Origin of the sequence: Pseudomonas ficuserectae (assembly GCF_024584585.1) — a bacterium.
GTDB classification, from domain to species: domain Bacteria; phylum Pseudomonadota; class Gammaproteobacteria; order Pseudomonadales; family Pseudomonadaceae; genus Aquipseudomonas; species Aquipseudomonas amygdali.
In genome coordinates, this window is sequence record NZ_CP085684.1 from 1,472,168 (window position 1) to 1,496,330 (window position 24,163).

Genomic DNA, 24,163 nt, shown 5'->3' on the forward strand with positions numbered 1-24,163 from the left:
AGTTGATCGGTTCAGTCTGCTGCCAGCACCACCACCCGCTGCCCTGCGCGTACTGCCGAGCCGGGTTGCACCCTGACTTCCTGCACCACACCTGCGACTGGCGCGAGCAGGGGGATTTCCATTTTCATGGACTCCAGAATCACCAGCACATCACCCGCTTCGACACGCTCGCCGGGTTGCACCTGGACCTGCCAGAGATTGCCAGCGATGTGGCTGTCGACGCCTTGTTGGCCCGTTTGCAGTGGCAACTCTTCGGTGTTTGGCGCGACGCCTTCATCGCTCTGAAAGTCGGCCTGGCCGTTGGCGATCCAGCGTTCGCGTTCGGCGTTGAACGCGGACTGTTGCTGAGCACGGAATGCCGTGATGCCTTCGGCTTCGCGGGTCAGGAAGGCCTGGTAGTCAGCCATGTTCAAGGTGCTGTGTTCGATGTTCAGATCGAAGCGGCCCAGCGGGAAATCGCGACGGATGCGTAGCAATTCGTCGGCGCTGACCGGGTAGAAGCGGATCTGGTCGAAAAAGCGCAGCAGCCATGGCTTGCCCTCGAAGGCGGCAACGTCACGGTAGCGATTCCACATCTGCAGCGTGCGGCCGACGAATTGATAGCCGCCGGGGCCTTCCATGCCGTACACGCACATGTAGGCACCGCCGATGCCGACCGAATTCTCGGCGGTCCAGGTGCGCGCCGGATTGTACTTGGTGGTCACTAATCGATGACGCGGGTCCAGAGGCGTGGCGACCGGTGCGCCGAGGTACACATCGCCCAGCCCCATGACCAGATAACTGGCGTCGAACACCGTACGCTGCACCTCGTCAAGATTGGGCAGGTCGTTGATGCGCCGGATAAATTCCAGATTGCTCGGGCACCACGGTGCGTCCTTGCGCACGGTGGTCATGTACTTCTCGATGGCCAGCTGACAGGCCGGATCATCCCAGGACAACGGCAGATGAACGATGCGCGACGCCACTTGCAGGTCTTTCGCTGCGCACACTGCGTCCCACTCTCCGGCGACGATGTCGAGCAGTTGTCGGAGGGGCAGTTGTTCGGGGCGGTAATGGACTTGCAGCGAGCGAATACCTGGCGTCAGGTCAATCACGCCCCCCAGTTGCTTGGCCTCCAGCGCCAGCATCAAGGCATGGCCGCGCAGGCGCAGCACCAGATCCAGCTCTGGCGCACCGATTTCCAGCAGCAGGTGGGTATCGCCGGACAGGCGTGCAACCAAGCGTTTATCGTCCTGACCTATGTCGAGAATGACCGGGGAGGGCAAATCCTCTATGCGCACAGCTTCGCTCCCACAGGAGTCCGCGGTGCTTTGAGGGCGCGCGGTGCCCTGTAGGAGCGGACTTGTCCGCGAATAGGGCGGTACAGTCGATGTATTTTCTGCGTCTGGAATATAGCCTTCGCGAACAAGTTCGCTCCCACGGGAGTCCGCGGTGCCCTGTAGGAGCGGACTTGTCCGCGAAGAGGGCGGTACAGTCGATGGATTTTCTGGGGCTGGAATATAGCCTTCGCGAACAAGCTCGCTCCCACGGGAGTCCGCGGTGCCTTGTGGGAGCGGACTTGTCCGCGAAGAGGGCGGTACAGTCGATGTATTTTCTGCGTCTGGAATATAGCCTTCGCGAACAAGTTCGCTCCCACTGGAGTCCGCGATGCCCTGTAGGAGCGGACTTGTCCGCGAAGAGGGCGGTACAGTCGATGGATTTTCTGCGTCTGGAATATAGCCTTCGCGAACAAGTTCGCTCCCACTGGAGTCCGCGATGCCCTGTAGGAGCGGACTTGTCCGCGAAGAGGGCGGTACAGTCGATTGATCTGCTGCGTCAGGAAGATAGCCTTCGCGAACAAGTTCGCTCCCACGGGAGTCCGCGGTGCCCTGTAGGAGCGGACTTGTCCGCGAAGAGGGCGGTACAGTCGATGTATTTTCTGCGTCTGGAAGATAGCCTTCGCGAACAAGTTCGCTCCCGCATCGTTCTGCATGACATGCCTCGACACTCACCGGATAAAACCGGACCCTGTCGCCAGCCTTCAACTGCCCCAGCTGCCACAAGTCCGCTTCGATAATGGTCACCGGGCATACGAACCCACCCAGGCTCGGTCCGTCCGGACCCAGGATCACGGGCATATCGCCGGTGAAATCCACCGCGCCGATTGCATAGGGGTTGTCGTGAATATTGGACGGGTGTAGACCTGCCTCGCCACCGTCAGCGCGCACCCATTCGGGTTTCGGGCCGATCAGGCGCACGCCGGTACGGCTGGAGTTGAAATGCACTTCCCAATCGGTTGCAAAAAACGTCTCTATGTACGCTTCGGTAAAGTATTCCGGTGCAGCATGGGGGCCGTAAATGACCCTTATACGGCGAATGTCAGGCAGCGCCTCAAGTGCGTCATCGGCAATCCGCTGGCCCGCGCTACGATCCACCAATGGCGCAATGTGCAACACATCACCGGCCCGCAACGCCCGCCCGCCATGCCCGCCGAACTGGCCGAGGGTAAAGGTGCTTTTGCTGCCCAGATAATCCGGTACGTCCAGCCCGCCACGTACGCACAGGTAGCTGCGCACGCCGGCACCTGCAATGGTGCCCAGCGCAAGGGTCGAGCCTGCGCACACCAGCAGCGCGGCGTTCATGGCGCGGGGTTCGCCATCGAGCGTGATCGGGATCTGCGCACCGGTCACGGCAATCACGGCATCGGTATTAAAGCGCAGCAACGGCACGCTCATGGTGATTTCCAGCGCAGCGCATCCTTCGGCATTGCCCAGCAGGCCATTGCCCTGGCGCAACGCGCGGCTGTCCATCGGCCCGGATGGCGGTACACCGACCGCCCAGTAACCCAGCCGCCCCGGATAATTCTGAACGCTGGCCTGCGTGCCGCCGCTCAACACTTCGAAGGTGTCAGCGTGATACACCAGACCTTCCAGGCAGCGGGTCCACGGCTGGCCGCTGGCGAACGGCGTGTCGGCAATGATCTGGCGCAGGTAGTCGCGATTGGTCTCGACCCCGTACAGGCGCGTTTCGTTCAGCGCATCGATCAGCCCGGTGCTGGCCCGCTCGCGGGTCGGCGCCCAACTGATCAGCTTGGCAATCATCGGGTCAAAGTACGGCGGTATCTCGCAGCCCGCTTCAACCCAGGTGTCGATGCGCAGTGCATGGCCATCGGCAGGCGGAAAATTCACCGCCGTCAGCAGGCCGGGGCAGGGCTGGAATTCACGGCCCGGATCTTCCGCGTACAGCCGTGCCTGAATGGCATGGCCGGACGGTTTCAGGCCGGCCTGCAATTGCTCCAGTGGCGGCAGGTCTCCGGCAGCAAGTTGTACCATCCAGCTGACCAGATCTACCCCCCACACCTGCTCGGTGACGCCGTGTTCGACCTGCAGACGAGTATTTACTTCCAGAAAATAGAAGCGCTGATCCTCACTGTCGAAGACGAATTCGACGGTGCCTGCGCTGCGGTAATTGACCGCTCTGGCGAGTTTGATGGCTGCCGCGCAAAGTTCATCGGCCATGCCGTCGGGCAGGTTGGGGGCCGGGGTTTCTTCCAGCACTTTCTGGTTGCGGCGTTGCACCGAGCAGTCACGTACGCCGAGCGCCAGCACCTCGCCCTGACCGTCACCAAACACCTGCACTTCCAGATGGCGGGCACGCTGAATGTATTTCTCGATGAACACACCCGCGTCGCTGAAATTGTTCTGGCCAAGGCGCTTCACCGCCTCGAACGAGTCGGCCAGCTCCTCAGCGCTGCGGCACACTCGCATGCCGATGCCGCCACCGCCTGCAGTGCTCTTGAGCATGACCGGATAGCCGATATCACGCGCCGCCGCGATGGCTGATTCAAGGCTGTCGAGCAGCTCGGTGCCTTCGAGCATGGGCACGCCATGCTGTCTGGCCAGTGCGCGAGCGGTGTGCTTGAGGCCGAAGACGCGCAGTTGCTCGGGCGTTGGCCCGACGAAGGCGATATCGGCGTCTTCGCAGGCTTGGGCAAACGCAGCGTTTTCGGAGAGAAAGCCGTAGCCAGGATGAATGGCTCTGGCACCGCTGGCTTTGGCGATGGCGAGGATCTTGTCCACCGCCAGATAAGTCCCCGCTGCGCCGCCTTCGCCCAGGCTGTGGGCTTCGTCGGCCTGCATCAGGTGCAGGCTTGCGGCGTCGGCTTCGGAATACACCGCCACGCCTTTGACCTGCAAGGTGCGCAGGGTCCGCAGGATACGGCAGGCAATGGCGCCACGGTTGGCGATCAGCAGTTTGTCGAACATGGCATAACCCCGGAAACCCAGACGCGCTCGGTTTCGTGATGGGAAGCGGGCCGTCCCGCTATTGATCTATCTACGCAACGGTCGTCCGTTGCTGAGGGGTGGTGCCGGGTCAGTCGCGAATCAGCAACTGCGCAGGCGTCGGGTTGTAGCCGTTGCAGGGGTTGTTGAGCTGCGGACAGTTGGAAATCAGCACGATCACGTCCATCTCGGCGCGCAGTTCAACGTACTTGCCGGGCGCGGAAATACCGTCTTCGAAGGTCAGGCCGCCTTCGGCTGTCACCGGCACGTTCATGAAGAAATTGATGTTCGGACCGATGTCGGCCTTGGTCAGACGCCCGTCGTGCAGGCAGGCGCGCAGGTAATTGTCGCGGCAGCTGTGCATGTAGCGTTTTTCCAGGGCGTAGCGCACGGTGTTGCTCTCTTGCGCGCATGCGCCACCGAGCGTGTCGTGGCGACCGCAGGTGTCATCGATAATGGTCAGCATCGGCTGACCGAGGTTGGAAAACAGCACGCTGCCGGTGGTCAGGTACACGCTGTTCTGGCGGCGCAAGGTGCGTTGTACGTCGTAGCGTTCACGCGGGTTGGCGAGGCTGAAAAACAGCGTATCGACAGCCTGGTTGCCTTGCAGATCGAGGATGCGCACGGTCTGTCCGGCCTTGACTTCGGCCAGGAACGGCTCGCCTGCCGGTATGGTTGCGTCGCAGCAAATGTGAGTGTGTGAATTCATGACAGGGCTCCTCAGGCGAACAGGCGGTCGGTGTTGATGAAGCCGCGCTCGTTTTCCGGGCGCGAGGTGCGGCAGTGCTCGGCAACGCTGGCGTCGGCCTTCATCCAGCTGAGTCTGAGCGGTTGTGGGGCGTATTGCGGGTTAGGGTCCATCGGATGTTGCAAGGCGGTCAGCACCACCAGCGTGTCCATCGGTGCGTACAGCTCGATGTAGTCACCGGCTTTCGAGTTGTTCGCGGCGAAGTGCAGGATTCCTGCCTCATCGACATCGACTCGGCTGAACAGGTTGAGGGTCATCAACAGGTCGGACAGCCCCAGCCCCCATTTGCCCAGCTCGACCAGCAGGTTGTCGACGCCATTGCGAAAGAAGCCGTTGCGCAGTTCCTGATAGCGGCCCTGACCGTATTTTTCAGCGACTTCCTGCGCATTGAGCACGCCGCCGATGCTGTCGCTCCAGCCGCAGGTGTCAGTGACGATGGCCGCCAGCACGCGGCCCATGTCCGAATACAGGCAATGGCCGTTGCTCAACCTGGCGGTGTGCTGGCATTTGAGGCTGTCGGGCAGGTTCAGCCGCTCGGTTTTTTCGTGAGCGTTGAGCAGAGTCAGGCTGACGTTGGCGTTGCCGTGCAGGTCGGTCAGGCGCAGCAGTTCGCCGCGCTTGAGGATGAACGAACGATGGCCGCCACCGGGCAGCATCTCTTCGGCGAAAACCGGGTACAGCGTGGTTGAGTCAGTCATTGAACGGGCTCCTCTGAAACGTTGAGCAGCGAATCGATGGCGGCGCGTTCGGCGCGGCGTTCGCTGTTGAGGGGAATGTCGTAAGTGATGCGCGCGCCATACGCGCCGGGTTCGTGCGGGTCGTGGCGGACCTTGTCGAACACCAGCAGGCGGGTGCCGAGGTTGAAACCTTCGGACAGGTCGTGAGTGACCATGAACACGGTCAGCTTCGTTTCCCGCCACAGGTCCAGCAGCAAGTGGTGCATGTCTTTGCGAATGCCGGGGTCGAGCGCGCCGAAGGGCTCGTCCAGCAGCAGTACGCGGGGTTTCATGATCAGCGCCTGAGCAATGGCCAGACGCTGCTGCATGCCGCCGGACAATTGCGTGGGGTACTTATCCAGCGCATGCCCCAGGCCAACCTTGCCAAGCAGTTGCGCGGCGTGCTCGCGTGCCTCGCTTTTTGCCTGGCCGAACAGTCGGCCCAGCCACGCCGAGCGGGGCAGTTCCAGACCCAGCGCCACGTTGTCCAGCACCGACAGGTGCGGGAACACTGAATAGCGCTGAAACACCACGCCACGGCTGGCGTCTGGCTCATTGCGCAGGGCCGTCCCGTCTAGCGTGATCAGACCGCGACTGGGGGTTTCCTGACCCAGCAACAGGCGCAGAAAGGTCGATTTACCACAGCCCGGCGCACCGACCAGCGTGCAGAACTCGCCTTCGGCCACGTCCAGGTTGAGGCCCTCGAGCACCACCTGGTCGGTGTATTGCTGCCAGACATTGCGCACACTGATAAAGCTCATGTCCGCGCTCCTTCGTACCAGGGAAAGGCACGTCGGGTCAGGGCCTTCAGACCCCAGTCCATCAGCCAGGCGAGCAGGGTGATCCACACCACATAGGGCAGAATCACGTCCATCGCCAGATAGCGCCGCACCAGGAAGATCCGGTAGCCCAGACCGTCAGTCGAGGCAATCGCCTCGGCGGCGATCAGGAACAGCCACGCCGAACCCAGCACCAGGAGCAGGGCGATCAACAGGCGTGGCAGCAATTGCGGCAGGACCACCCGCAGGATCAGCGTCCAGGTCGAGGCGCCGAGGGTCTGCGCCTTGATCAGCAGCTCGACCGGAATTTCCCGGGCACGCTGTTCCAGATCGCGGGCCAGAATCGGCGTGATGCCGATCACGATCAGCATCACTTTCGACAGCTCGCCCAGGCCGAAGACGATGAACAGAATCGGCAGGATCGCCAGCGGCGGCACCATCGACATTACCGTCAGCAAGGGCGACAGTGGCGCACCGAACAGCGGCAGGATGCCCGCCGCAATGCCCAGGCACAGGCCCAACAGCGCGCTGATCCCCAGGCCGATGGCCAGACGTTGCAGACTCGATGCCGTGTCCTGCCACAGCAGGTAGTCGCCGCTGCGGGTATCGGCAACAAACGCCATGCGTTTGACCGCATCGGCCATCTGCACCGCGCTGGGCAGCAGTTTGTCGGTGGGGTTTTCCGCAAGCCGGGTGGCCGAGCCCATGAAGTAGGCGAACAGCAACAGGGCGAACGGCAGGATCACCAGAATCAGGCGACCGGCACGATCCGGATGGCGGTTTATCAAACGCATGGCAATGACCTTTTTACTGAGCGTGATTTACAGCTTGCCGTCGACGGCCATCTGCACGTAGCTGGGGTCAAAGTGCAGCTTGACGTTGGCCTTGTCGCCGAGGTTCACGCCATTGGCGAACGACATGCCGACCGCGTTGGCATCGCGTGCGCCTTCACCGAGCAAACCGTGGGCGAACGAGAAGTCGGCCACCTTGCGCTGGGTGTCCGGTAGTTGTTTGCTGGTGGCGAACTCAAGGGCTTCCTTGGGCGTGGCAAACAGCTTGGTGGTGTCCAGTTGCGCCTGGAAGCCGGCCAGATCGGTGCCCGATGCCTTGGCCATATGCTCCAGCGCCGCCTTGCTCTGGGCGTTTTTGGCGTTCATCAGCGCGACCACTTCAAACCAGGCACCGGTCAGGGCTTTGCCCAGCGCCGGGTTGTCCTTCAGGGTCTGAGTGTTGACGACCATCATGTCCATGATCTCGCCAGGAATCTGACTGGAGTTGAAGACTTCGGTCACGCCGGGTTTGGCTTTGATGTCCGACAGCATCGGGTTCCAGGTGGTAACTGCCTGCACATCATCGGTATTGAAGGCTGCCGAGATATCGGCATCCGAGGTGTTGACCACCTTGAGGTCTTTTTCGCTGAGCTTGACGCTGTCCAGCGCACGGGCCAGCAGGTAGTGAGACACCGACAGCTCGACCAGATTGACATCCATACCTTTCAGGTCAGCGACTTTCTTGCCTTCGCCCTTGAGCACGATGCCGTCATTGCCATTGGAGAAATCGCTGACGATCAGTGCCGTGCTTTTCACCCCGCCTGCAGCCGGAATGGTCAGTGCGTCCATGTTGGTCATGGTACAGCCATCGAACTGGCCGGCGGTGTACTGGTTGATGGATTCGACGTAGTCATTGAGCTGGGTGACATCGATCTTGATGCCGTATTTTTTCGCCCACTTGTCGACGATGCCCTGGCTACCTGCGTATTCCCACGGCATCCAGCCTGCGTAGATGGTCCAGCAGACATTGAAGTGATCTTTTTGGGCGGCATTCGCCGAGAAGCTCAACGCAGCAAGCAGGCCTGCCGTGAGCAGACCGAAGAGACGAGACTTTTGCATGTTGAGAAATCTCCAGTAGTGAAAAAAGGCGGCCAGGAGCAACGTGACACCACTGGTGTCCCTGTCTCCCGGGCTTTTGTCCCGCCGTGTAACCTCTACTGGAGGTCGCCAACTCTCGGACCAGCCACTTACCTGTCGGCAAGCCGGAACCCTAGTCGGCTATTGCAAATTGTGGTGCCGCGACCTGTGTTGACTCCTGCACGCCATTCATCAAGCGAGACTTGTGCCAACTCGCCAAGGCCTTTGTTTTTCAAGGCCTGCCCGGACCATCGCAGGTCAGCCCCGAGGGAAACCGCCTTGTGCTAGTGCGTAACCGCACTGTGTTGATGCATGAGTGCTTTGAAATGTTTTGTAGCATCTTTGCAGGAAGTCGAAACATGCCTGCATGCCCCGGCTTTAGAGCCCTTGAGTGAAGGATGGCCATCATCTTTAGTAGGGTTTACACGCTGCGCCAACGCACTAGATTCCCTTTTCGGTGTCTGAACTTCTGTCCGTCAACCGCTTTGGCGGACGCCGATCAGCGTCGCTGATTCGTGCCCAATCGCGGTCCAGGAGGCCGCCATGTATCGAAGACCCTTGCTTATCACGTTGCTGACCCTTTTCCTTGCCGGTTGCTACGCAGGCCCTGGTTACTACGAATCCGATGTGTACACGCAGCCGACAACCGTCGTCGGTGGCGCTTACGCGTACGACAACGGCTACCGCTCCACCTACTATCAGGAGCAGCGCATCTATGTAGCGCCTCAGCCACGCTATTACACCCAACCACGCTACTACGCCCCGGCACCGCGTTATTACGCGCCGCCGCCAGTGCCACGCTACTACCAGCCGGGACGCCCACCGGGTTATGGCTGGAGAAACGACGGCTTTCGCGGCAATGGCGGTTTTGGGCGTAATGATGGCTTTCGAGGCAACGGTGGTTTCGGACGCAATGACGGCTTCCGCGGCGACCGAGGCAACCGCGGCTGGGAGGACCATGGCGGTCGAGGCGGACGCGATGGCCGTGATCATGGACGAGGCGGGCGCGGTGATGGTCGGGGCGGGCATCGGTAGCTGAAACCTGCGCTCACTGCCATGCCAGAGCGGTGAACTGGCTGCTGCGAACTGACTATCGTGCCGACGCTCCGCGTCGGCACTTCTTTCTGGACGCTCTGCGTCCGATCGTAAAGGCGCATGTAGAAACCGGCATTGACTTTGCTGCCGGGCTTTTCTAGTGTCCGCGCATTGTTTTTACCGGATGTAACCATGACTAGCGACGACCGCATCAAGCTTGAGCCCAGCTGGAAGGAAGCGCTGCGCGATGAATTCGAGCAGCCCTATATGGCGCAGTTGCGCGAGTTTCTGCGCCAGGAGCATGCCGCGGGTAAAGAGATCTATCCGCCTGGGCCGCTGATTTTCAATGCGCTGAATTCGACGCCGCTCAACAATGTGAAAGTGGTGATCCTTGGTCAGGACCCGTATCACGGTCCGAATCAGGCTCACGGCCTGTGTTTCTCGGTGCAGCCAGGCGTGCCGACGCCGCCGTCACTGGTCAATATCTATAAAGAACTCAAACGCGACCTGAATATCGACATTCCCAATCACGGCTGCCTGCAATCATGGGCTGATCAGGGCGTGCTGTTGCTTAACACGACTCTTACCGTCGAGCGCGCCAACGCAGCTTCGCATGCGGGAAAAGGCTGGCAGCACTTCACGGACCGGATCATTCAAGTGGTCAGCGAGCATCAGCCGCATCTGGTGTTCCTGCTGTGGGGCGCTCATGCGCAGAGCAAGCAGAAACTGGTCGATGCGACCAAGCACCTGGTGCTGACCTCCGTCCATCCTTCGCCGTTGTCAGCCTACAAAGGCTTCCTGGGTAACGGGCATTTCGGGCGGGCCAACAAGTACCTTGAGCAAAACGGCATCGAGCCAATCGACTGGCGCTTGCCCGTTCTCTGATCAAAGTGCTTCTGATTGGGCTCAGTCAGCGAACCGCTTGTTCCAGCGCCGGTACAGCGGCTCGGCAAGAAACAGCACGAACAGAAGGCGCATGACCTGCATGGCCGTCACCAGGGGGACCGACAGTTGCAGCACTTCTGCGGTCAGGCTCATTTCGGCAATGCCACCGGGCATCATGCCCAGCGTCAGTGAGCGCAGGTCCAGGTGGGTGAGGGCGCTCAGCCCCAGCGCAGCCAGTGCGGCAATCAACATGGTCAGCGCAGTGCCCAACAGCGTACGCGCCAGAAACGATGGCGCACGCCGAAAGAATGCCCGATTGAAATGACAACCCAGCCCGCTGCCGATCAGTAGCTGACCCAGCTGGCTGGCACCGTTGGGCAAGCCGATTTTCAGATCCCAGACCACGCTCACTACGGCACTGAGCAACAGAGGGCCGAACAGCCACGGGTTGGGTTGCTTGAGACGTTGCCACAGCTAGGCCAATGCTGCGCCGACCGGCAGCAGGAATGCCAGCCAGCGCCAATCGACCGCTGTGGCATGCAGCGAAGGCGTACCGTCACCCAGCAGGTATTTGAAGATCGCCGGCACGCACAATACTACTGCCAGCACCCGAAGACTTTGCGCGGCTGCGACGCTGCTTAGCGTTGCACCGTTACGTGCGCCAAGGTTGACCATCTCCCCGGAACCGCCCGGCATGCTCGAAAAGAACGCCGTAGGGCGATCTTCTCCGGTGCGCAGCATCAGCCAGACGCCAACCAGACACGACAGACTGGTGACCAGCGCGCCGATGAAAATCAGCCCGAAATGCGCGAGCACCTGCTCGATAACCACTGGCGTGAAATGCAGACCGATGCCGATACCGATGATCAGTTGCCCGCATTTACGACCACCCGGAATCTGCGCCAGTTGCCAGGGTGTCAGGCAGCGCACCAGGATGATTGCCAGCAACGAGCCAACCATCCACGGCAGCGGCCAGCCAACCTGGCTGGCGAGGTAGCCGCCGAGCAGACCGACCAGCGGCGTTGCCCACCATTGACGCAGTGACGAATCAGCCATGCGTTGCGGCAGCCTGCTGTTTTGCGCGCTTGCGCCAGATACGGATCAGCGGAAACAGCAGCATGAACACGGTCACCACCCAGACCCCGAGGGTGATCGGGCTGGCCCAGAGAATCCCCAGTTCGCCGTTGGAGATCGACAGGGCGCGCCGCAGGTTCTGCTCCATCAGACCACCAAGGATGAAACCGAGCAGAATCGGCGACAGCGGGAAATCCAGCTTGCGCAGGATGTAACCGAAGATGCCGATGCCAACCATCAGGAACAGGTCGAAGGTGGTAGCGTGCACTGCATACACGCCGATCCCGGTGATGATCGCAATCACCGGGACCAGCGCCCAGTTCGGCACGGCGAGGATGCGCGTGAAGATACGGATCATCGGGATGTTGAGGATCACCAGCATGATGTTGGCGATGAACAACGAAGCGATCAGGCCCCATACGATGTCCGGTTGCTGTTGAAACAGCATCGGACCGGGCGTGATGTTGTACAGCGACAACGCGCCGATCATCACCGCCGTGGTGCCCGAGCCCGGAACACCCAGCGTCAGCATCGGCACCAATGCGCCGCAAGCGGTTGCCCCGATGGCGGTCTCGGGAGCTGCCAGACCGCGCATGTCGCCCTGGCCAAACTTGCCGCCAGGGCCGGCGATGCGTTTTTCCGTCATGTAAGCGACTGCGCTGGCCAGTGTCGCACCGGCACCCGGCAGTACGCCAAGAATGAAGCCCAGCAGACCGCAGCGAATGTTCACCACGAACACGGCAGCGGCTTCCTTGACGTTGAACATCATGCGCCCAGTGGCCTTGACCGCCTCTTGGCCGCGATGGGTCTTTTCCAGCAGCAACAGGATTTCACTGATTGAAAACAGACCCAGGACCAGCACCACGAACTGAATGCCGTCGGTCAGATGAATGTTGTCGCCCGTAAAACGGTACACCCCGCTGTTGGCATCAATGCCTACCGCAGACAGGAAAAGCCCGATCAGCGCGGCAATGAATGTCTTCAATGGCCTGTCACCGGCCATGCCGCCCAGGCAGACGATGGCGAACACCATCAGTACGAAATATTCCGCCGGACCGAAGGCAATCGCCCACTTGGCGAGCAACGGCGCGAACAGCACCATGCCGCAAGTGGCGATGAATGCACCGATGAACGAACTCCATGCTGACAGCGACAGAGCGACGCCGGCCAGCCCCTGGCGTGCCATTGGATAGCCGTCCAGCGTGGTCATGACGGTGGACGCTTCGCCCGGAATGTTCAGCAGGATCGAACTGATACGTCCGCCGTATTCACAGCCCAGGTACACGGCCGCTAACAGAATCAGTGCCGATTCAGGCGGCAGGCCCAGCGCAAAGGCAATGGGGATCAGCAGCGCCACCCCGTTGATAGGCCCAAGCCCCGGCAGCAGGCCGACGACGGTACCAATCAATGTGCCGGACAGTGCGGTAATCAGGTTGTAAGGGGTGAGGGCGACGCCGAACCCCTGGCCCAGGTAGCTGAAAGTATCCATGTCAGTTCTCCAGAACGCTGAGCAGGCCTAAAGGCAAGGGAACGTCCATGGCCTTGTCGAATAACAGGTAAAGGCCGACGCTCATCAGAATCACCACCACCACGCTCGGGAGCCAGCGTCCGCCATACAGGCGTGCCATGGGAATGCCGATCAGGATGCTGCTGAGGATGAAGCCCAGGGGTTCGAACAGCCCGGCGAATATCAGCAGCAGAATGATGCATGCGCCAATCTTGATCAGGGTTTCACGGTCCAGTGCCGGTTCTTCCTCGGTGTGGACAATGGGTGTGGGCCGAATCAGCAGGTACAGCAGGGCGGCACCCATCAACCCGAGCATCAGCAGCGGGAAAGCGCGTGGTCCGACCGGTTCATAGGAGAACGGCGCTTGATAAGGCCAGGCCATAAGGGCCAGACCTGCGCATGCCAGTAGCAGTACGGCAGCAAAAATGCGTTGTATGACCATGAGAAGCTCCTGAGCCGCGCCCGCTGTGCGGGCGCAACTTAACGTCAGTCAATTGAGTTCAATTACTGAATCAGGCCGAATTCCTTGGCCATCAGTTTGTAGTCGGCAACCTGCTTCTTGACGTAGGTGTCCAGCTCCGCGCCGGTCATGGCGAAGGGGAACAGCTCGCGCTGATCACGCAGTTTGGCGAAGTCTTCAGAGGCCAGGATCTTGTCGAACGAGGCTTTCCACCAGTTGTAGTCTTCGTCGCTGACCTTCGGCCCGAGGTAGAAGCCACGCACCACAGGCCAGACGATGTCGTAGCCCTGCTCCTTGGCGGTGGGGATGTCTTTCATTTCGGGTTCGTCGATGCGCTTCTCGGCGAATACGGCGAGCAGGCGCATGTCGCCACTCAAAATATGCGGCATGGAGTCGGAGATGTCGGTACTGCCCACCTGAATGTGGCCGCCAAGCAGGGCAGTAGCGATTTCCCCACCGCCCTCCAGCGCGACATAACGCAAGGCGCGCGGGTTGATGTCTGCGGCCTTGGCGATCAATGCGGTCTGCATCCAGTCCTGGCTGCCTACGGTGCCGCCTGAGCCGATGACTACCTTGCTCGGGTCGGCCTTGAGCGCTTTGACCAGATCGTCGAGGTTCTTGTATGGCGAGTCGCTCTTCACTGCAATGGCGCCATAGCTTGTGCCCACGGCGGCGAGCCAGCGTACTGCGTTTTCATCGAAACGGCCGAATTTGCCCTGCGCCAGATTGAGTAGCGAGCCGCTGGACCACGCGACCAGCGTGCCAGCATCTGCGGGGCGCTGAGCTACAACTGCGTTGTAGGCCACTGCGCCGACGCCCCTAGGCATGTAGGTCACGCGCATGGGCGAGGTCAGAATCTTTTCGTTGATCAGCGCGCTTTGCACCAGCTTGCAGGTCAAGTCGAATCCGCCACCTGGTGAGGCGGGTGCAATGCATTCCGGACGCTTTGGCTCGGCAGCAAACAACTGGCTGGCAACCAGCATGCAGGCGGCGGTGGCGGCTATCTGACGCAGAGGGGATTTCATGTTCAGTCTCCAGAGATATTTTTGTTTTTGGAAGAGAGAAGTTGTTCAGCAGATGCTTTTGTCTCGCGCACCACGAGACCTGTTGGCTGACACGCAAGTGCCATCGGTACAGCGGTGTGCGCTGATGTTTTGCTGGAAGGTGGAGCAGGGGCGCGACGGGTGCGGGGAAAAACGCGACGGGCTGTGCTCAATGGACTGGCAAGCCTGGGCTGGCGTAGACATGACGTGACTCCGTTTAGCGATTTATTGTTTTTATTGTCCAGACGCATCCGGGCGCCTGTTTTGTACGTACCCTTTTGCCGGGTCGTCTGGCGATGCTAAATGACGAACCTTTCGCAAACCTTTCAGCTACCTTTCATGTCGCAATTGAAGGGCCGCGAATCGTTTCTGTCCTTCACAGGCGGCGGCCTGCCTGTAAACTCCACCGCCACAAGCCTCGATGCCCAGATCGATAACAACAGTGACAATCAGGAGACGGCGATGCGTGTTCTTCTTGTGGAAGATCATCTGCAATTGGCTGAAAGTGTCGCGCAGGCGCTCAAAAGCGCAGGTTTGACCGTTGATGTACTGCATGATGGCGTTGCCGCCGACCTGGCGTTGAGCAGCGAGGAATACGCCGTCGCCATTCTCGACGTCGGCTTGCCGCGTATGGACGGCTTTGAAGTGCTGGCGCGTCTGCGGGCGCGCAGCAAAAACCTTCCGGTGTTGATGCTGACCGCGCGCAGCGACGTCAAGGATCGCGTTCATGGCCTGAACCTGGGGGCCGACGACTACCTGGCCAAGCCTTTCGAGCTGTCCGAGCTGGAGGCCAGGGTCAAGGCATTGCTGCGTCGCAGCGTACTGGGTGGCGAGCGGCAACAGCGCTGCGGCGTACTGGCCTATGATCTGGACACCCGGCGTTTCACGCTCGGCGAGGAACTGCTGGCCCTGACGTCTCGCGAACAGGCGGTGCTGGAAGCGCTCATTGCCCGGCCAGGTCGGGTGATGAGCAAGGAGCAACTGGCCGCGCAAGTGTTCGGCCTCGACGAGGAGGCCAGCCCTGACGCCATCGAAATCTACGTCCATCGCCTGCGCAAGAAGCTCGACGGGCATTCTGTGGCCATCGTGACCTTTCGGGGTCTGGGGTATCTGCTTGAAAGCCGCGATGATTAACGACAGCCTGCGCTGGCGGCTGTTGTGGAACCTGGCGTTGCTGCTGGTGGTGTTGATGCTGGCCAGCGGCATGAGCGCTTACTGGAATGGCCGCGAAGTGGCCGATACCGCCTACGACCGCACGTTGCTGGCTTCAGCGCGGACCATCGCTGCTGGTCTGACCCAGCGTGATGGCACGCTGAGCGCCGACATTCCCTATGTGGCGCTGGATACCTTTGCCTACGACAGCGAAGGACGAATCTATTACCAGGTCAATGACATCCATCAGAAGCTGATTTCCGGTTATGAAAATCTGCCTTCGCCGCCACCGGGCACCTTGCGTACCGATGATTACCCTGCGCTGGCGAAGTTTTATAACGGGATTTATCAAGGGCAGGATGTACGTGTGGTCAGCCTGCTCAAGCCAGTGACTGATCCGGGCATGAACGGCACGGCTGAAATTCGTGTTGCCGAAACCCAGGAGGCGCGCAAGGGTATGGCGCGCAGCCTGATGGCCGACACATTGCTGCGCCTGGGCATGCTCGGAGGGGGCGCGCTGCTGCTGGTCTGGTTCACGGTCAGCGCGGCATTGCGACCGCTGGAACGCTTGCGCACCGCAGTCGAAGAGCGTCAGCCGGATGATCTGCGCTCGCTGCCAATGGTTGAGGTGCAGCATGAACTACGTCCGCTGGTGGGGGCGCTGAACCACTTTACCGAGCGGCTGCGCCTGCAGTTCGAGCGCCAGGCGCAGTTCATCGCCGATGCTGCCCATGAACTGCGCACGCCGCTGGCCGCGCTCAAGGCGCGGGTTGAGCTGGGCCTGCGCGAGCGCGACCCGCAACACTGGCGCAGTACGCTGGAATCAGCCGCACTGGGCACGGATCGGCTCACGCATCTGGCCAATCAGTTGCTGTCACTGGCGCGGATTGAAAACGGCGCGCGGGCCATTGCCGAAGGTGGCGCGCAACAACTGGACCTCAGCCAGCTGGCAAGAGAGCTGGGCATGGCCATGGCGCCGTTGGCTCATTCACGCGGCGTCGCGCTGGCGCTGGAGGCTGACGAGCCGGTCTGGCTGCGTGGCGAGCCGACGTTGCTGAACGAACTGCTGAGCAACCTGATCGACAATGCGCTGGCTCACACTTCACCGGGCGGTAACGTGGTGTTGCGGGTGTATGCGCCGGGTGTTCTGGAGGTCGAGGATGATGGCCCCGGCATTCCGGCAGATGAGCGTGAGCGGGTCTTCGAGCGTTTCTACCGTCGCAGTCAGCAGGGCAGCGGTGCCGGGCTCGGTCTGGCTATTGTGGGTGAGATCTGCCGTGCGCATCTGGCCAGAATCACCTTGCACGATGGTGCCGAGCGGGGTTTGAAGGTTCGGGTCAGTTTCAGTGCGCCCTGATCCTAGTAGAGCATGCTCTTCGCTTCGTCCATCTGGGCGCTCAGCATGCCTTCAGCCCTGGCAAGCCTCAGTTGGCTGAACGCAGGCAGGTCGACCATCTCGATGAGGCTGAAGGGGTGGTCGGTGTTCCTGTGAATATGCACTGTGGCGATCTGCACCAGATCTGTGTAGTCCGGACTTTTCGATACGCGCGCGAAGTTCTGGAACTGAATCGGCACGCAGGCCAGCGGCTCGGGAAAGTCCCATGAGCGCAGCAGGCGTTCGCCAATGACCGGGTGAATGCTGTCGATCACGTGGTTGAGGCTGATCGGATCAGCCAGCAGCTCGTAATGGTCTTCGGCATACGTCAGGATCGGCAGAATCCCGATCAAGTGGATCAGCCCGGCGAGTGTGGCCTGGTCGGGTTTGAGATTCGTGTAGTTCTGACACAGGGTGTAACTGATGCCGGCAACCTGCAGGCTCTGCTTCCAGATATCGCGCATCTTCTGCTCGATGACGGGAGACTTCGCGTGGAACATCTGCTCGACCACCAGGCCGATAGCCAGATTACAGGTGTAATTGACGCCCAGGCGCCGAACCGCGGTGGTAACGTCGCTGACTTCAAAATTCGGGCGCAGCAGAGGGCTGTTCGCGACCTTTATCAGGCGTGCGGAAAGGGCTGTATCGCTACCGATGACCTTGCTCAGGGCCGAAATGCTGATTTCGGTGTCTTCGGCGGCAAGGCGAATTCTCAGTGCTACTTCCGGCAGGGTAGGCAGAAACAAGGCATCTCTGTCGATGGCCTTGATCAAGTTTCTCTGCACCTCGTCAGCCATCTTGCTCATGTTGCATCTCGCAGCCGTTGGGGGTGTCCAGAGTTTTCCGCGCGCTCCGCAGAGCGCCAGCATGTGCACTGGAACGCTCTAAAGACACTAGGAACCTGAATGTGTTCGTCTGGCTTAGCGCTGAGTTTCGAGTTTGCTGTCCAGTATGTAGGGCAGATCACTCATTTGCAGCGCTGCGCCTTCTGGCGAGCCAAGATTTATATGGCCATTTTCTGCCGCATCGCCCTGCAATACGGCGAGCAGTTCAACATTCTGGCCGGACTGTGCGGCGATGACCACGTTGCCCACCGCGCTGGCGTGTACCGGCGAAAACAGTGCCGTACCCGGCTCGGGGATTTCTTCGCTGCTCAGCGTCAGGCGGTAGAGCCTGCGTTTGAGTTTGCCCAGGTATTGCATGCGCGCAACGATTTCCTGGCCGGTGTAGCAGCCCTTCTTGAAGCTGACGCCGCCGACCGCCTGCAGGTTGATCATCTGCGGGATGAACTCCTCGCGGGTGCTGCCAAATACCTGGCCGATGCCGGCCCGTATCTGACCCAGCAACCAGTCATTGAGCGGGCCTTCGCTCAACTGCGAAGCCAGCTGCGATTTGACGCTGTCTGCCTGCCCGGCGCGTACCCAGAGTTCGGCGCGGCCCGGGGAGACGCGGATTGCGATGAGCTCATTGGCTCGTACCACCGCATCGGTTTCCTGCGCCTGGTCCAGGCCCAGGCCGACCAGGGCACTGTCGCCATCCTGCAGGCCGAAGCGCACCCATTCTGCGCTTTCGTCAGTCAGTTTCGATTTGGAGAACACTGCGTATTTACGCAGGTCCAGCAGTTGCGGCTCGATCAGCTCGCTGGCCATCGCCAGCAGGCAACCGTCGCCTTCGAAAACGATGCGAAAACTCGACTGCATCCGGCCCTTCTGCGTGCAGCGGGCACCGAGGCTGGACTTGTCTTCATTCAGATAATTGAGGTTGCACGTCAGCTGACCCTGAAGAAACTTGCTGGCATCCACGCCGCGAACGGCGAGAACGCCCTCATGGGATAGCGTGCAGAAAAAAGCTTTTTGGGTCATGGTCATCGCAGATTGGGAAAAAAGTCCGGGGGCACATCATAGTGCCGAGTCGAGGTTATGCATACGGGGTACGTGAAAACTGCTGCGACCATTGCAAGATTCGCGTGCCCGGCTCACGGCTGTATACTTGCCGCCTACTTTGAGGAGCGCTCCATGGTCGAAGACGTCGAACTCAACCGCCTTTACTGGCACAGCCGCCGTGGCATGCTTGAACTGGACGTGCTGCTGGTGCCGTTTGTCCGGGAGGTCTATCCGCATTTGAATGACGTGGACCGCGATCTGTATCGCCGTTTGCTCACTTGTGAAGATCAGGACATGTTCGGCTGGTTCATGCAGCGCGCCGAGTCCGAGGATGCTGAATTGCAACGTATGGTTCGCATGATTCTGGATCGTGTCCAGCCCAAGTGATCGATTTGAATGTCACTGGCAGGCCTCGCGCCTGCTATTGACGGCGTATCTCGCTGTTCAGTTGCTGGCGCTGATCGCGTTGTCCTGGCTGAACATCGCTTCGTTGGCGTTGGTACTGGGTGTGCTGTTCTGCCTGATGCATGCTGCCTGGACGTTGCCGCGCTCGATCCTGCTCAGTCATCCGGCAGCCTTCACCGCGCTGAAGCGCGATCGTCAAGGCTGGCAATTGTGGAATCAACGCGACGGCTGGCAGCCCGTGCAGTTATGTCCGGACAGCCTCGCGTTACCGTTGGTCGTGATTCTGCGTTTTCGCCCGATTGTCGCAGGCCGGCCGGGCCGCTCGATAAAAAGCTGCTGCATCCCGTTTGATGCGCTCACGCTGGACACGCACAGGCGTCTGCGTGTACGCCTGAAGTTCAGCCGACGTAAGTGGGCGGTACCAGAATAGTGTCCAGCGCCTCCGGCAACATGTCGGGATAGTCCAGCGTGTAATGCAGGCCACGGCTTTCCTTGCGCTGCATGGCCGAGCAGATCATCAGTTCCGCCACCTGCGCCAGGTTGCGCAACTCGATCAGGTCACGGCTGACCTTGTAGTTGCTGTAGAACTCGTCGATCTCATCCAGCAACAAACGCACACGGTGCTGAGCGCGTTGCAGGCGCTTGTTGGTACGCACAATGCCGACGTAGTCCCACATGAATCGTCTCAGTTCATCCCAGTTGTGCGCGATGATCACGTCTTCGTCCGAATCAGTGACCTGGCTGGCGTCCCACGCCGGAAGGTCGGTGGGCATCTGTACGTCGGCCAGTTGCTGCTCGATGTCTGCCGCTGCCGAGCGGGCATACACGAAGCACTCCAGCAGTGAGTTGCTGGCCATGCGGTTGGCACCGTGCAGGCCGGTGAAGCTGGTCTCGCCGATGGCGTACAGGCCAGGCACGTCGGTGTGGCCCTTGCTGTCTACCATGACACCACCACAGGTGTAATGCGCCGCCGGGACCACCGGAATCGGCTGACGAGTGATGTCGATGGAGAACTCCAGGCAGCGCTCGTAGACGGTTGGAAAGTGGGTCTTGATGAAGGCTTCCGGTTTGTGGCTGATGTCCAGATAAACGCAGTCGATACCCAGTCGCTTCATTTCGTGGTCTATCGCACGGGCAACAATATCGCGAGGGGCCAGTTCTGCCCGTTCGTCGAACCGTGGCATAAAACGTTCGCCGCTGGGCAGCTTGAGGTAGGCGCCTTCACCGCGAAGTGCTTCGGTGATCAGAAAACTCTTGGCCTGGGGGTGATACAGGCAGGTGGGGTGAAATTGGTTGAATTCCAGATTCGCCACCCGGCAACCGGAACGCCAGGCCATGGCGATGCCATCGCCGCAGGCACCGTCGGGGTTGCTGGTGTACAGATAAACCTTGGCAGCGCCACCTGACGCGAGGATGGTAAAGCGCGCGCCGTAGGTGTCCACTTCACCGCTGTTGCGATTGAGTACATAAGCGCCCAGGCAGCGCTGGCCTTCCAGCCCGAGACGGCGTTCGGTGATCAGGTCGATGGCGGCGCGCTGTTCGAGCAGTTCGATGTTCGGCCGTTTACGGGCTTGTTCAAGCAGGGTACGAAAGATCGCTGCGCCTGTGGCATCGGCGGCGTGGATGATCCGCCTGTGGCTGTGGCCGCCTTCGCGTGTCAGGTGGAATTCAAAGCCGCTTTCGTCGGTATCTGCGTCATCGCCCCGAGTGAAAGGCACGCCCTGATCGATCAGCCACTGAATGGCCTCGCGGCTGTGCTCGACGGTGAAACGCACTGCTTCTTCGTTGCAAAGGCCGCCGCCGGCATTCAGCGTGTCTTCAACATGAGACTGTACGGTATCGGTGTCATCCAGTACTGCTGCCACACCGCCCTGGGCCCAGAATGTCGAGCCATTGGCCAGATCGCCTTTGCTCAGCACTGCGATGCTCAGGTGTCCGGGAAGCGTCAGTGCCAGGCTCAATCCGGCAGCGCCACTGCCAATTACCAGTACGTCATGCTGAAAATGTTGACTCATCTGCGAATTCTGCCCTTGGCGACCACTAGTATAAGTATTGGGGTAACGGCACAATAGCCACGCCTACATGGCAATGTGAGACCACAGCGGGTATGGATTGTGCTCCAGTCCCGGATGTCATGCATATTGTTTTCCCTGTTATCTGTTACTGGAAATGCTCCAGCGCACTGATTTCAAAGAACTTTGTGCAGTCTGCGGCTCACGCCTGTGATTGTGCCAATGGAACTTTTTGCCAGGATCCATGCTCAATAGCAGGTTGCCTACACAGGAACAGCGTCGTTTTCGCAGGGTTAGATAAGTGATCATCAACTGCGAAACCGGCGACAAGACTATTCACGCAGCCGACCGTGTCGCGCTGCGTTTTTCGTGCAGGCTTTACGATGGCCCGCAGGAAACTTGCTTGAAGGGGGAGAACTTTTGCGAAAAGCCCGAGTCTATGTTTGCGAGCCTGAACAATGTCAGTTGCAGCACTCCTTCATGCTTAACGAGGAGTGTTCATGCTAACCCAGGAAGAGGATCAGCAGCTTGTCGAGCGCGTACAGCGTGGCGATACGCGAGCATTTGATCTGTTGGTGCTGAAGTATCAGCACAAAATTCTAGGGTTGATCGTGCGATTCGTGCACGACACCCATGAGGCTCAGGACGTTGCACAGGAAGCCTTTATCAAGGCTTACCGTGCTCTCGGAAACTTTCGCGGTGACAGTGCTTTTTATACCTGGCTGTATCGCATCGCCATTAACACGGCGAAAAACTATTTGGTGTCGCGAGGTCGGCGTCCACCGGATAGCGATGTAAGGTCTGAAGACGCGGAGTTCTACGACGGCGATCATGGCCTCAAGGACATCGAGTCTCCGGAACGTGCATTGTTGAGAGATGAGATCGAGGGCACCGTCCATCGGACCATCCAGCTTCTCCCAGAAGATTTACGTACGGCGCTAACTTTACGTGAATTCGATGGTCTGAGTTATGAAGACATTGCGAGCGTCATGCAGTGTCCTGTTGGTACCGTGCGCTCTCGGATCTTTCGCGCTCGGGAAGCCATCGATAAAGCCCTGCAGCCGTTGTTGCAGGAATCCTGAGACAGCGGCGATAGCCCAAGAGAGGAACCCGCCATGAGTCGTGAAGCCCTGCAGGAATCGCTGTCCGCGGTACTGGATAACGAAGCGGACGAACTGGAATTACGTCGGGTATTGAATGCCATTGACGATGCCGATACTCGCGCTACCTGGTCGCGTTACCAAGTTGCTCGTGCAGCTATGCACAAAGAGCTGCTGATCCCGCATCTGGATATTTCGGCTGCTGTATCTGCCGCGATCGCCGATGAAGTCAGCCCGCTCAAAGCAGCACGTGGACCTTGGCGCACGCTGGGTCGTCTGGCTGTTGCAGCGTCGGTTACCGTAGCTGTTCTGGCCGGTGTCCGCCTGTACAACCAGGACGATATCGCCGGTGCACAACTGGCACAGCAGACCCAACAGCCTGCCAACCTGACTGTTCCACAAGTGAAAGGCCCTGCCGTACTGGCTGGCTACACTGAAAGTACCGAGCAGGCGCCTGGCCCTATGGCCAACGGCGTGTTGCAGGGTGCTGGTCAAGGTGATCAACGTCTGCCTGGCTACCTGCGTCAGCACGCCCAGGAAGCAGCGTTGAAAGGTACTGAAAGCGCGCTGCCTTACGCACGTGCTGCGAGTCTGGAAAACCGTTAAGGAGGATCATGCGAGCCGTCCCTCTACTGCCATTACTGCTTGGTGGATGGCTTGCCCTCCCGGTACAGGCTGATGATGCGCAAGACGCAATCAATCGTCTTGCCAAGGTTGATCAGCAGCAGAGCTATCAAGGCACCTTTGTATACGAACGCAATGGTAGTTTTTCTACCCATCGAATCTGGCACCGCATAGCGGATGGGCATGTTCAGGAGCGTTTGTTGCAGCTTGATGGCTCTGCTCAGGAATTTCTGCGTGTTGACGGGCTTACACAGTGCGTCAGCGGCACGCTTGAAGCGGGTGTGGCCAATCCGGCCGACTCATCTGCCCGCGCATTCGATGTCAAAAGACTTTCCGCTTGGTACGACATAAAAATTGTCGGAAAATCCAGAGTGGCCGGTCGTCAGGCTACTATCGTTGCGCTGTCCCCCAAGGACCAGCATCGATACGGCCTTGAACTTCACCTGGATAACGAAACCGGTCTTGTGCTCAAGTCGCTTCTGTTGAGCGAGAAGGGGCAACTGCTCGAACGTTTCCAGTTTACCGATCTTGATACCGCCGGCGTTCTGTCCGAGCAAATGCTCAAGACTAGCGCCGACTGCAAGCCCGTGTCTGTGTTGAAAGCCAAGCCTGAGCCGTCCATAAGTTCTGTGGCATGGCATTCTGATTGGCTGCCGCCTGGTTTCGACGTCAGCAGCAGTGGTGTGCGCAAGGACTCCTCCACGCAATCCTCCGTTACCCATCTGATGTATGGCGACGGTCTGGCGCGTTTTTCAGTGTTCATCGAGGCAGTGAAAGGCGGCGCATCTTCTGATATTCGCACTCAGCTAGGCCCGACAGTGGCGGTCTCGCGTCGTCTCACAACACCGCAGGGCGACATGATGGTGACGGTCGTCGGAGAAATACCGATGGGCACCGCCGAGCGTATAGCCTTGTCGATGCGTAACGACGAATCTCCAGCCAAAAAATAAACATTTGAAGTCACGAATTCCAGGATGTAAAAATTTTCATCCTGGGTTTCAAGAGTCGCCAGGGCGCATTCAACCTGGCCTGGGCGCAGGTACTGAAATGTTTGGTGAGGTTTGCACGTTGCAAAAACTCTGGTTTTTTTCTATAGGTCACAGCCTCGCAGCTTTGGCCTTTTGTCGTTTCCAGAGGCCATGTCGCTGATCCAGAGATGAGCATCGCTGCTTGAGGTCTTTGAGTCAGTTGCTTGT

21 protein-coding genes, 1 pseudogene and 1 riboswitch are annotated in these 24,163 nt (G+C 59.8%); of the genes and pseudogenes, 9 read left to right on the forward strand and 13 right to left on the reverse strand.

Translation table 11 applies throughout. The features are described from left to right. Window positions 1-11 precede the first annotated feature (11 nt). From LJU29_RS06590 to LJU29_RS06615, 6 genes are all read right to left on the reverse strand, one after another. A complete protein-coding gene (locus LJU29_RS06590; RefSeq protein ID WP_257111877.1) occupies window positions 12-4,244 on the reverse strand; it encodes a 5-oxoprolinase/urea amidolyase family protein in 4,233 nt (1,410 codons plus the stop codon). Window positions 4,245-4,353: 109 nt separating this feature from the next. Beyond that, window positions 4,354-4,971, reverse strand: a complete 618-nt coding sequence (locus LJU29_RS06595; protein ID WP_005755360.1) for an urea amidolyase associated protein UAAP2 — start codon at window positions 4,969-4,971, stop codon at window positions 4,354-4,356. A gap of 11 nt (window positions 4,972-4,982) precedes the next feature. Further along, window positions 4,983-5,708 carry an urea amidolyase associated protein UAAP1 gene (locus tag LJU29_RS06600; protein WP_057423180.1) on the reverse strand — a complete coding sequence of 242 codons (726 nt, stop codon included), beginning with the start codon at window positions 5,706-5,708 and terminating at the stop codon, window positions 4,983-4,985. Further along, on the reverse strand, window positions 5,705-6,487 hold the full coding sequence (locus LJU29_RS06605) for an ABC transporter ATP-binding protein (RefSeq protein WP_257111879.1): 783 nt from the start codon (window positions 6,485-6,487) through the stop codon (window positions 5,705-5,707). The genes LJU29_RS06600 and LJU29_RS06605 overlap by 4 nt, the downstream gene beginning before the upstream one ends. Continuing rightward, the gene (locus LJU29_RS06610) at window positions 6,484-7,299 is read right to left on the reverse strand and encodes an ABC transporter permease (RefSeq protein WP_257111880.1); all 816 of its coding nucleotides are present in this window, start codon (window positions 7,297-7,299) and stop codon (window positions 6,484-6,486) included. Before LJU29_RS06610 ends, LJU29_RS06605 begins: the two co-directional genes overlap by 4 nt. Window positions 7,300-7,326: 27 nt before the next feature. After that, window positions 7,327-8,394, reverse strand: coding sequence for a putative urea ABC transporter substrate-binding protein (locus LJU29_RS06615; protein WP_257111881.1), 1,068 nt, complete (start codon window positions 8,392-8,394; stop codon window positions 7,327-7,329). A 63-nt stretch (window positions 8,395-8,457) separates the two neighbouring features. Next, a riboswitch (guanidine-I (ykkC/yxkD leader) is annotated at window positions 8,458-8,560 on the reverse strand. Window positions 8,561-9,039: 479 nt separating this feature from the next. Between LJU29_RS06615 and LJU29_RS06620 the strand changes: the two genes are divergently transcribed. Together LJU29_RS06620 and ung are read left to right on the forward strand one after the other, a co-directional pair. Next, a complete protein-coding gene (locus LJU29_RS06620) occupies window positions 9,040-9,447 on the forward strand; it encodes a hypothetical protein (protein WP_005735129.1) in 408 nt (135 codons plus the stop codon). A 192-nt stretch (window positions 9,448-9,639) separates the two neighbouring features. Beyond that, window positions 9,640-10,332: a uracil-DNA glycosylase gene (gene ung / locus LJU29_RS06625; RefSeq protein WP_002554923.1), complete on the forward strand. Its 693-nt coding sequence runs from the start codon at window positions 9,640-9,642 to the stop codon at window positions 10,330-10,332. A 21-nt stretch (window positions 10,333-10,353) separates the two neighbouring features. Here ung and LJU29_RS06630 read toward each other — a convergent pair. The 4 genes and pseudogenes from LJU29_RS06630 to LJU29_RS06645 all read right to left on the reverse strand — a co-directional run bounded on the left by LJU29_RS06630 (window position 10,354) and on the right by LJU29_RS06645 (window position 14,398). Next, window positions 10,354-11,388 (reverse strand): annotated as a pseudogene (locus LJU29_RS06630) (AbrB family transcriptional regulator). Further along, on the reverse strand, window positions 11,381-12,895 hold the full coding sequence (locus LJU29_RS06635; RefSeq protein WP_002554921.1) for a tripartite tricarboxylate transporter permease: 1,515 nt from the start codon (window positions 12,893-12,895) through the stop codon (window positions 11,381-11,383). The pseudogene LJU29_RS06630 and the gene LJU29_RS06635 overlap by 8 nt, the downstream one beginning before the upstream one ends. A gap of 1 nt (window position 12,896) precedes the next feature. Then, window positions 12,897-13,355, reverse strand: a complete 459-nt coding sequence (locus LJU29_RS06640) for a tripartite tricarboxylate transporter TctB family protein (RefSeq protein ID WP_005746607.1) — start codon at window positions 13,353-13,355, stop codon at window positions 12,897-12,899. 62 nt (window positions 13,356-13,417) lie between these two features. After that, the gene (locus LJU29_RS06645) at window positions 13,418-14,398 is read right to left on the reverse strand and encodes a Bug family tripartite tricarboxylate transporter substrate binding protein (RefSeq protein WP_257111882.1); all 981 of its coding nucleotides are present in this window, start codon (window positions 14,396-14,398) and stop codon (window positions 13,418-13,420) included. Window positions 14,399-14,878: 480 nt separating this feature from the next. On the opposite strand from LJU29_RS06645, the gene tctD reads away from it, so the two are divergent. After that, on the forward strand, window positions 14,879-15,550 hold the full coding sequence (tctD, locus tag LJU29_RS06650) for a two-component system response regulator TctD (protein ID WP_002554918.1): 672 nt from the start codon (window positions 14,879-14,881) through the stop codon (window positions 15,548-15,550). Continuing rightward, window positions 15,543-16,925 carry a two-component system sensor histidine kinase TctE gene (tctE, locus tag LJU29_RS06655; protein WP_004664052.1) on the forward strand — a complete coding sequence of 461 codons (1,383 nt, stop codon included), beginning with the start codon at window positions 15,543-15,545 and terminating at the stop codon, window positions 16,923-16,925. The genes tctD and tctE overlap by 8 nt, the downstream gene beginning before the upstream one ends. 2 nt (window positions 16,926-16,927) lie before the next feature. On the opposite strand, the gene LJU29_RS06660 is transcribed toward tctE, so the two are convergent. Beyond that, window positions 16,928-17,749 carry an HDOD domain-containing protein gene (locus LJU29_RS06660; protein ID WP_002554917.1) on the reverse strand — a complete coding sequence of 274 codons (822 nt, stop codon included), beginning with the start codon at window positions 17,747-17,749 and terminating at the stop codon, window positions 16,928-16,930. Window positions 17,750-17,863: 114 nt separating this feature from the next. After that, entirely contained in the window at window positions 17,864-18,805 is a 942-nt protein-coding gene (ygfZ, locus tag LJU29_RS06665; protein ID WP_257111884.1) for a CAF17-like 4Fe-4S cluster assembly/insertion protein YgfZ, read from the reverse strand. Window positions 18,806-18,958: 153 nt separating this feature from the next. On the opposite strand from ygfZ, the gene LJU29_RS06670 reads away from it, so the two are divergent. Then, a complete protein-coding gene (locus LJU29_RS06670; protein WP_003378499.1) occupies window positions 18,959-19,213 on the forward strand; it encodes an FAD assembly factor SdhE in 255 nt (84 codons plus the stop codon). After that, the gene (locus tag LJU29_RS06675) at window positions 19,197-19,661 is read left to right on the forward strand and encodes a protein YgfX (RefSeq protein WP_054995892.1); all 465 of its coding nucleotides are present in this window, start codon (window positions 19,197-19,199) and stop codon (window positions 19,659-19,661) included. Before LJU29_RS06670 ends, LJU29_RS06675 begins: the two co-directional genes overlap by 17 nt. Here the strand turns inward: LJU29_RS06675 and nadB are convergent. Continuing rightward, a complete protein-coding gene (gene nadB, locus LJU29_RS06680) occupies window positions 19,630-21,246 on the reverse strand; it encodes an L-aspartate oxidase (protein ID WP_002554913.1) in 1,617 nt (538 codons plus the stop codon). The genes LJU29_RS06675 and nadB overlap by 32 nt on opposite strands. 497 nt (window positions 21,247-21,743) lie before the next feature. Here nadB and rpoE point away from each other — a divergent pair, with 497 nt between their 5' ends. From rpoE to LJU29_RS06695, 3 genes are read left to right on the forward strand one after another with little or no spacing between them, the layout of a single operon-like run. Next, window positions 21,744-22,325 carry an RNA polymerase sigma factor RpoE/AlgU gene (gene rpoE / locus LJU29_RS06685; protein WP_002554912.1) on the forward strand — a complete coding sequence of 194 codons (582 nt, stop codon included), beginning with the start codon at window positions 21,744-21,746 and terminating at the stop codon, window positions 22,323-22,325. A gap of 33 nt (window positions 22,326-22,358) precedes the next feature. Then, complete coding sequence (locus tag LJU29_RS06690) at window positions 22,359-22,949, forward strand: anti sigma-E factor RseA C-terminal domain-containing protein (RefSeq protein ID WP_004658251.1); 591 nt, start codon at window positions 22,359-22,361, stop codon at window positions 22,947-22,949. 8 nt (window positions 22,950-22,957) lie between these two features. Continuing rightward, the gene (locus LJU29_RS06695; RefSeq protein ID WP_257111888.1) at window positions 22,958-23,917 is read left to right on the forward strand and encodes a MucB/RseB C-terminal domain-containing protein; all 960 of its coding nucleotides are present in this window, start codon (window positions 22,958-22,960) and stop codon (window positions 23,915-23,917) included. Window positions 23,918-24,163 lie beyond the last annotated feature (246 nt).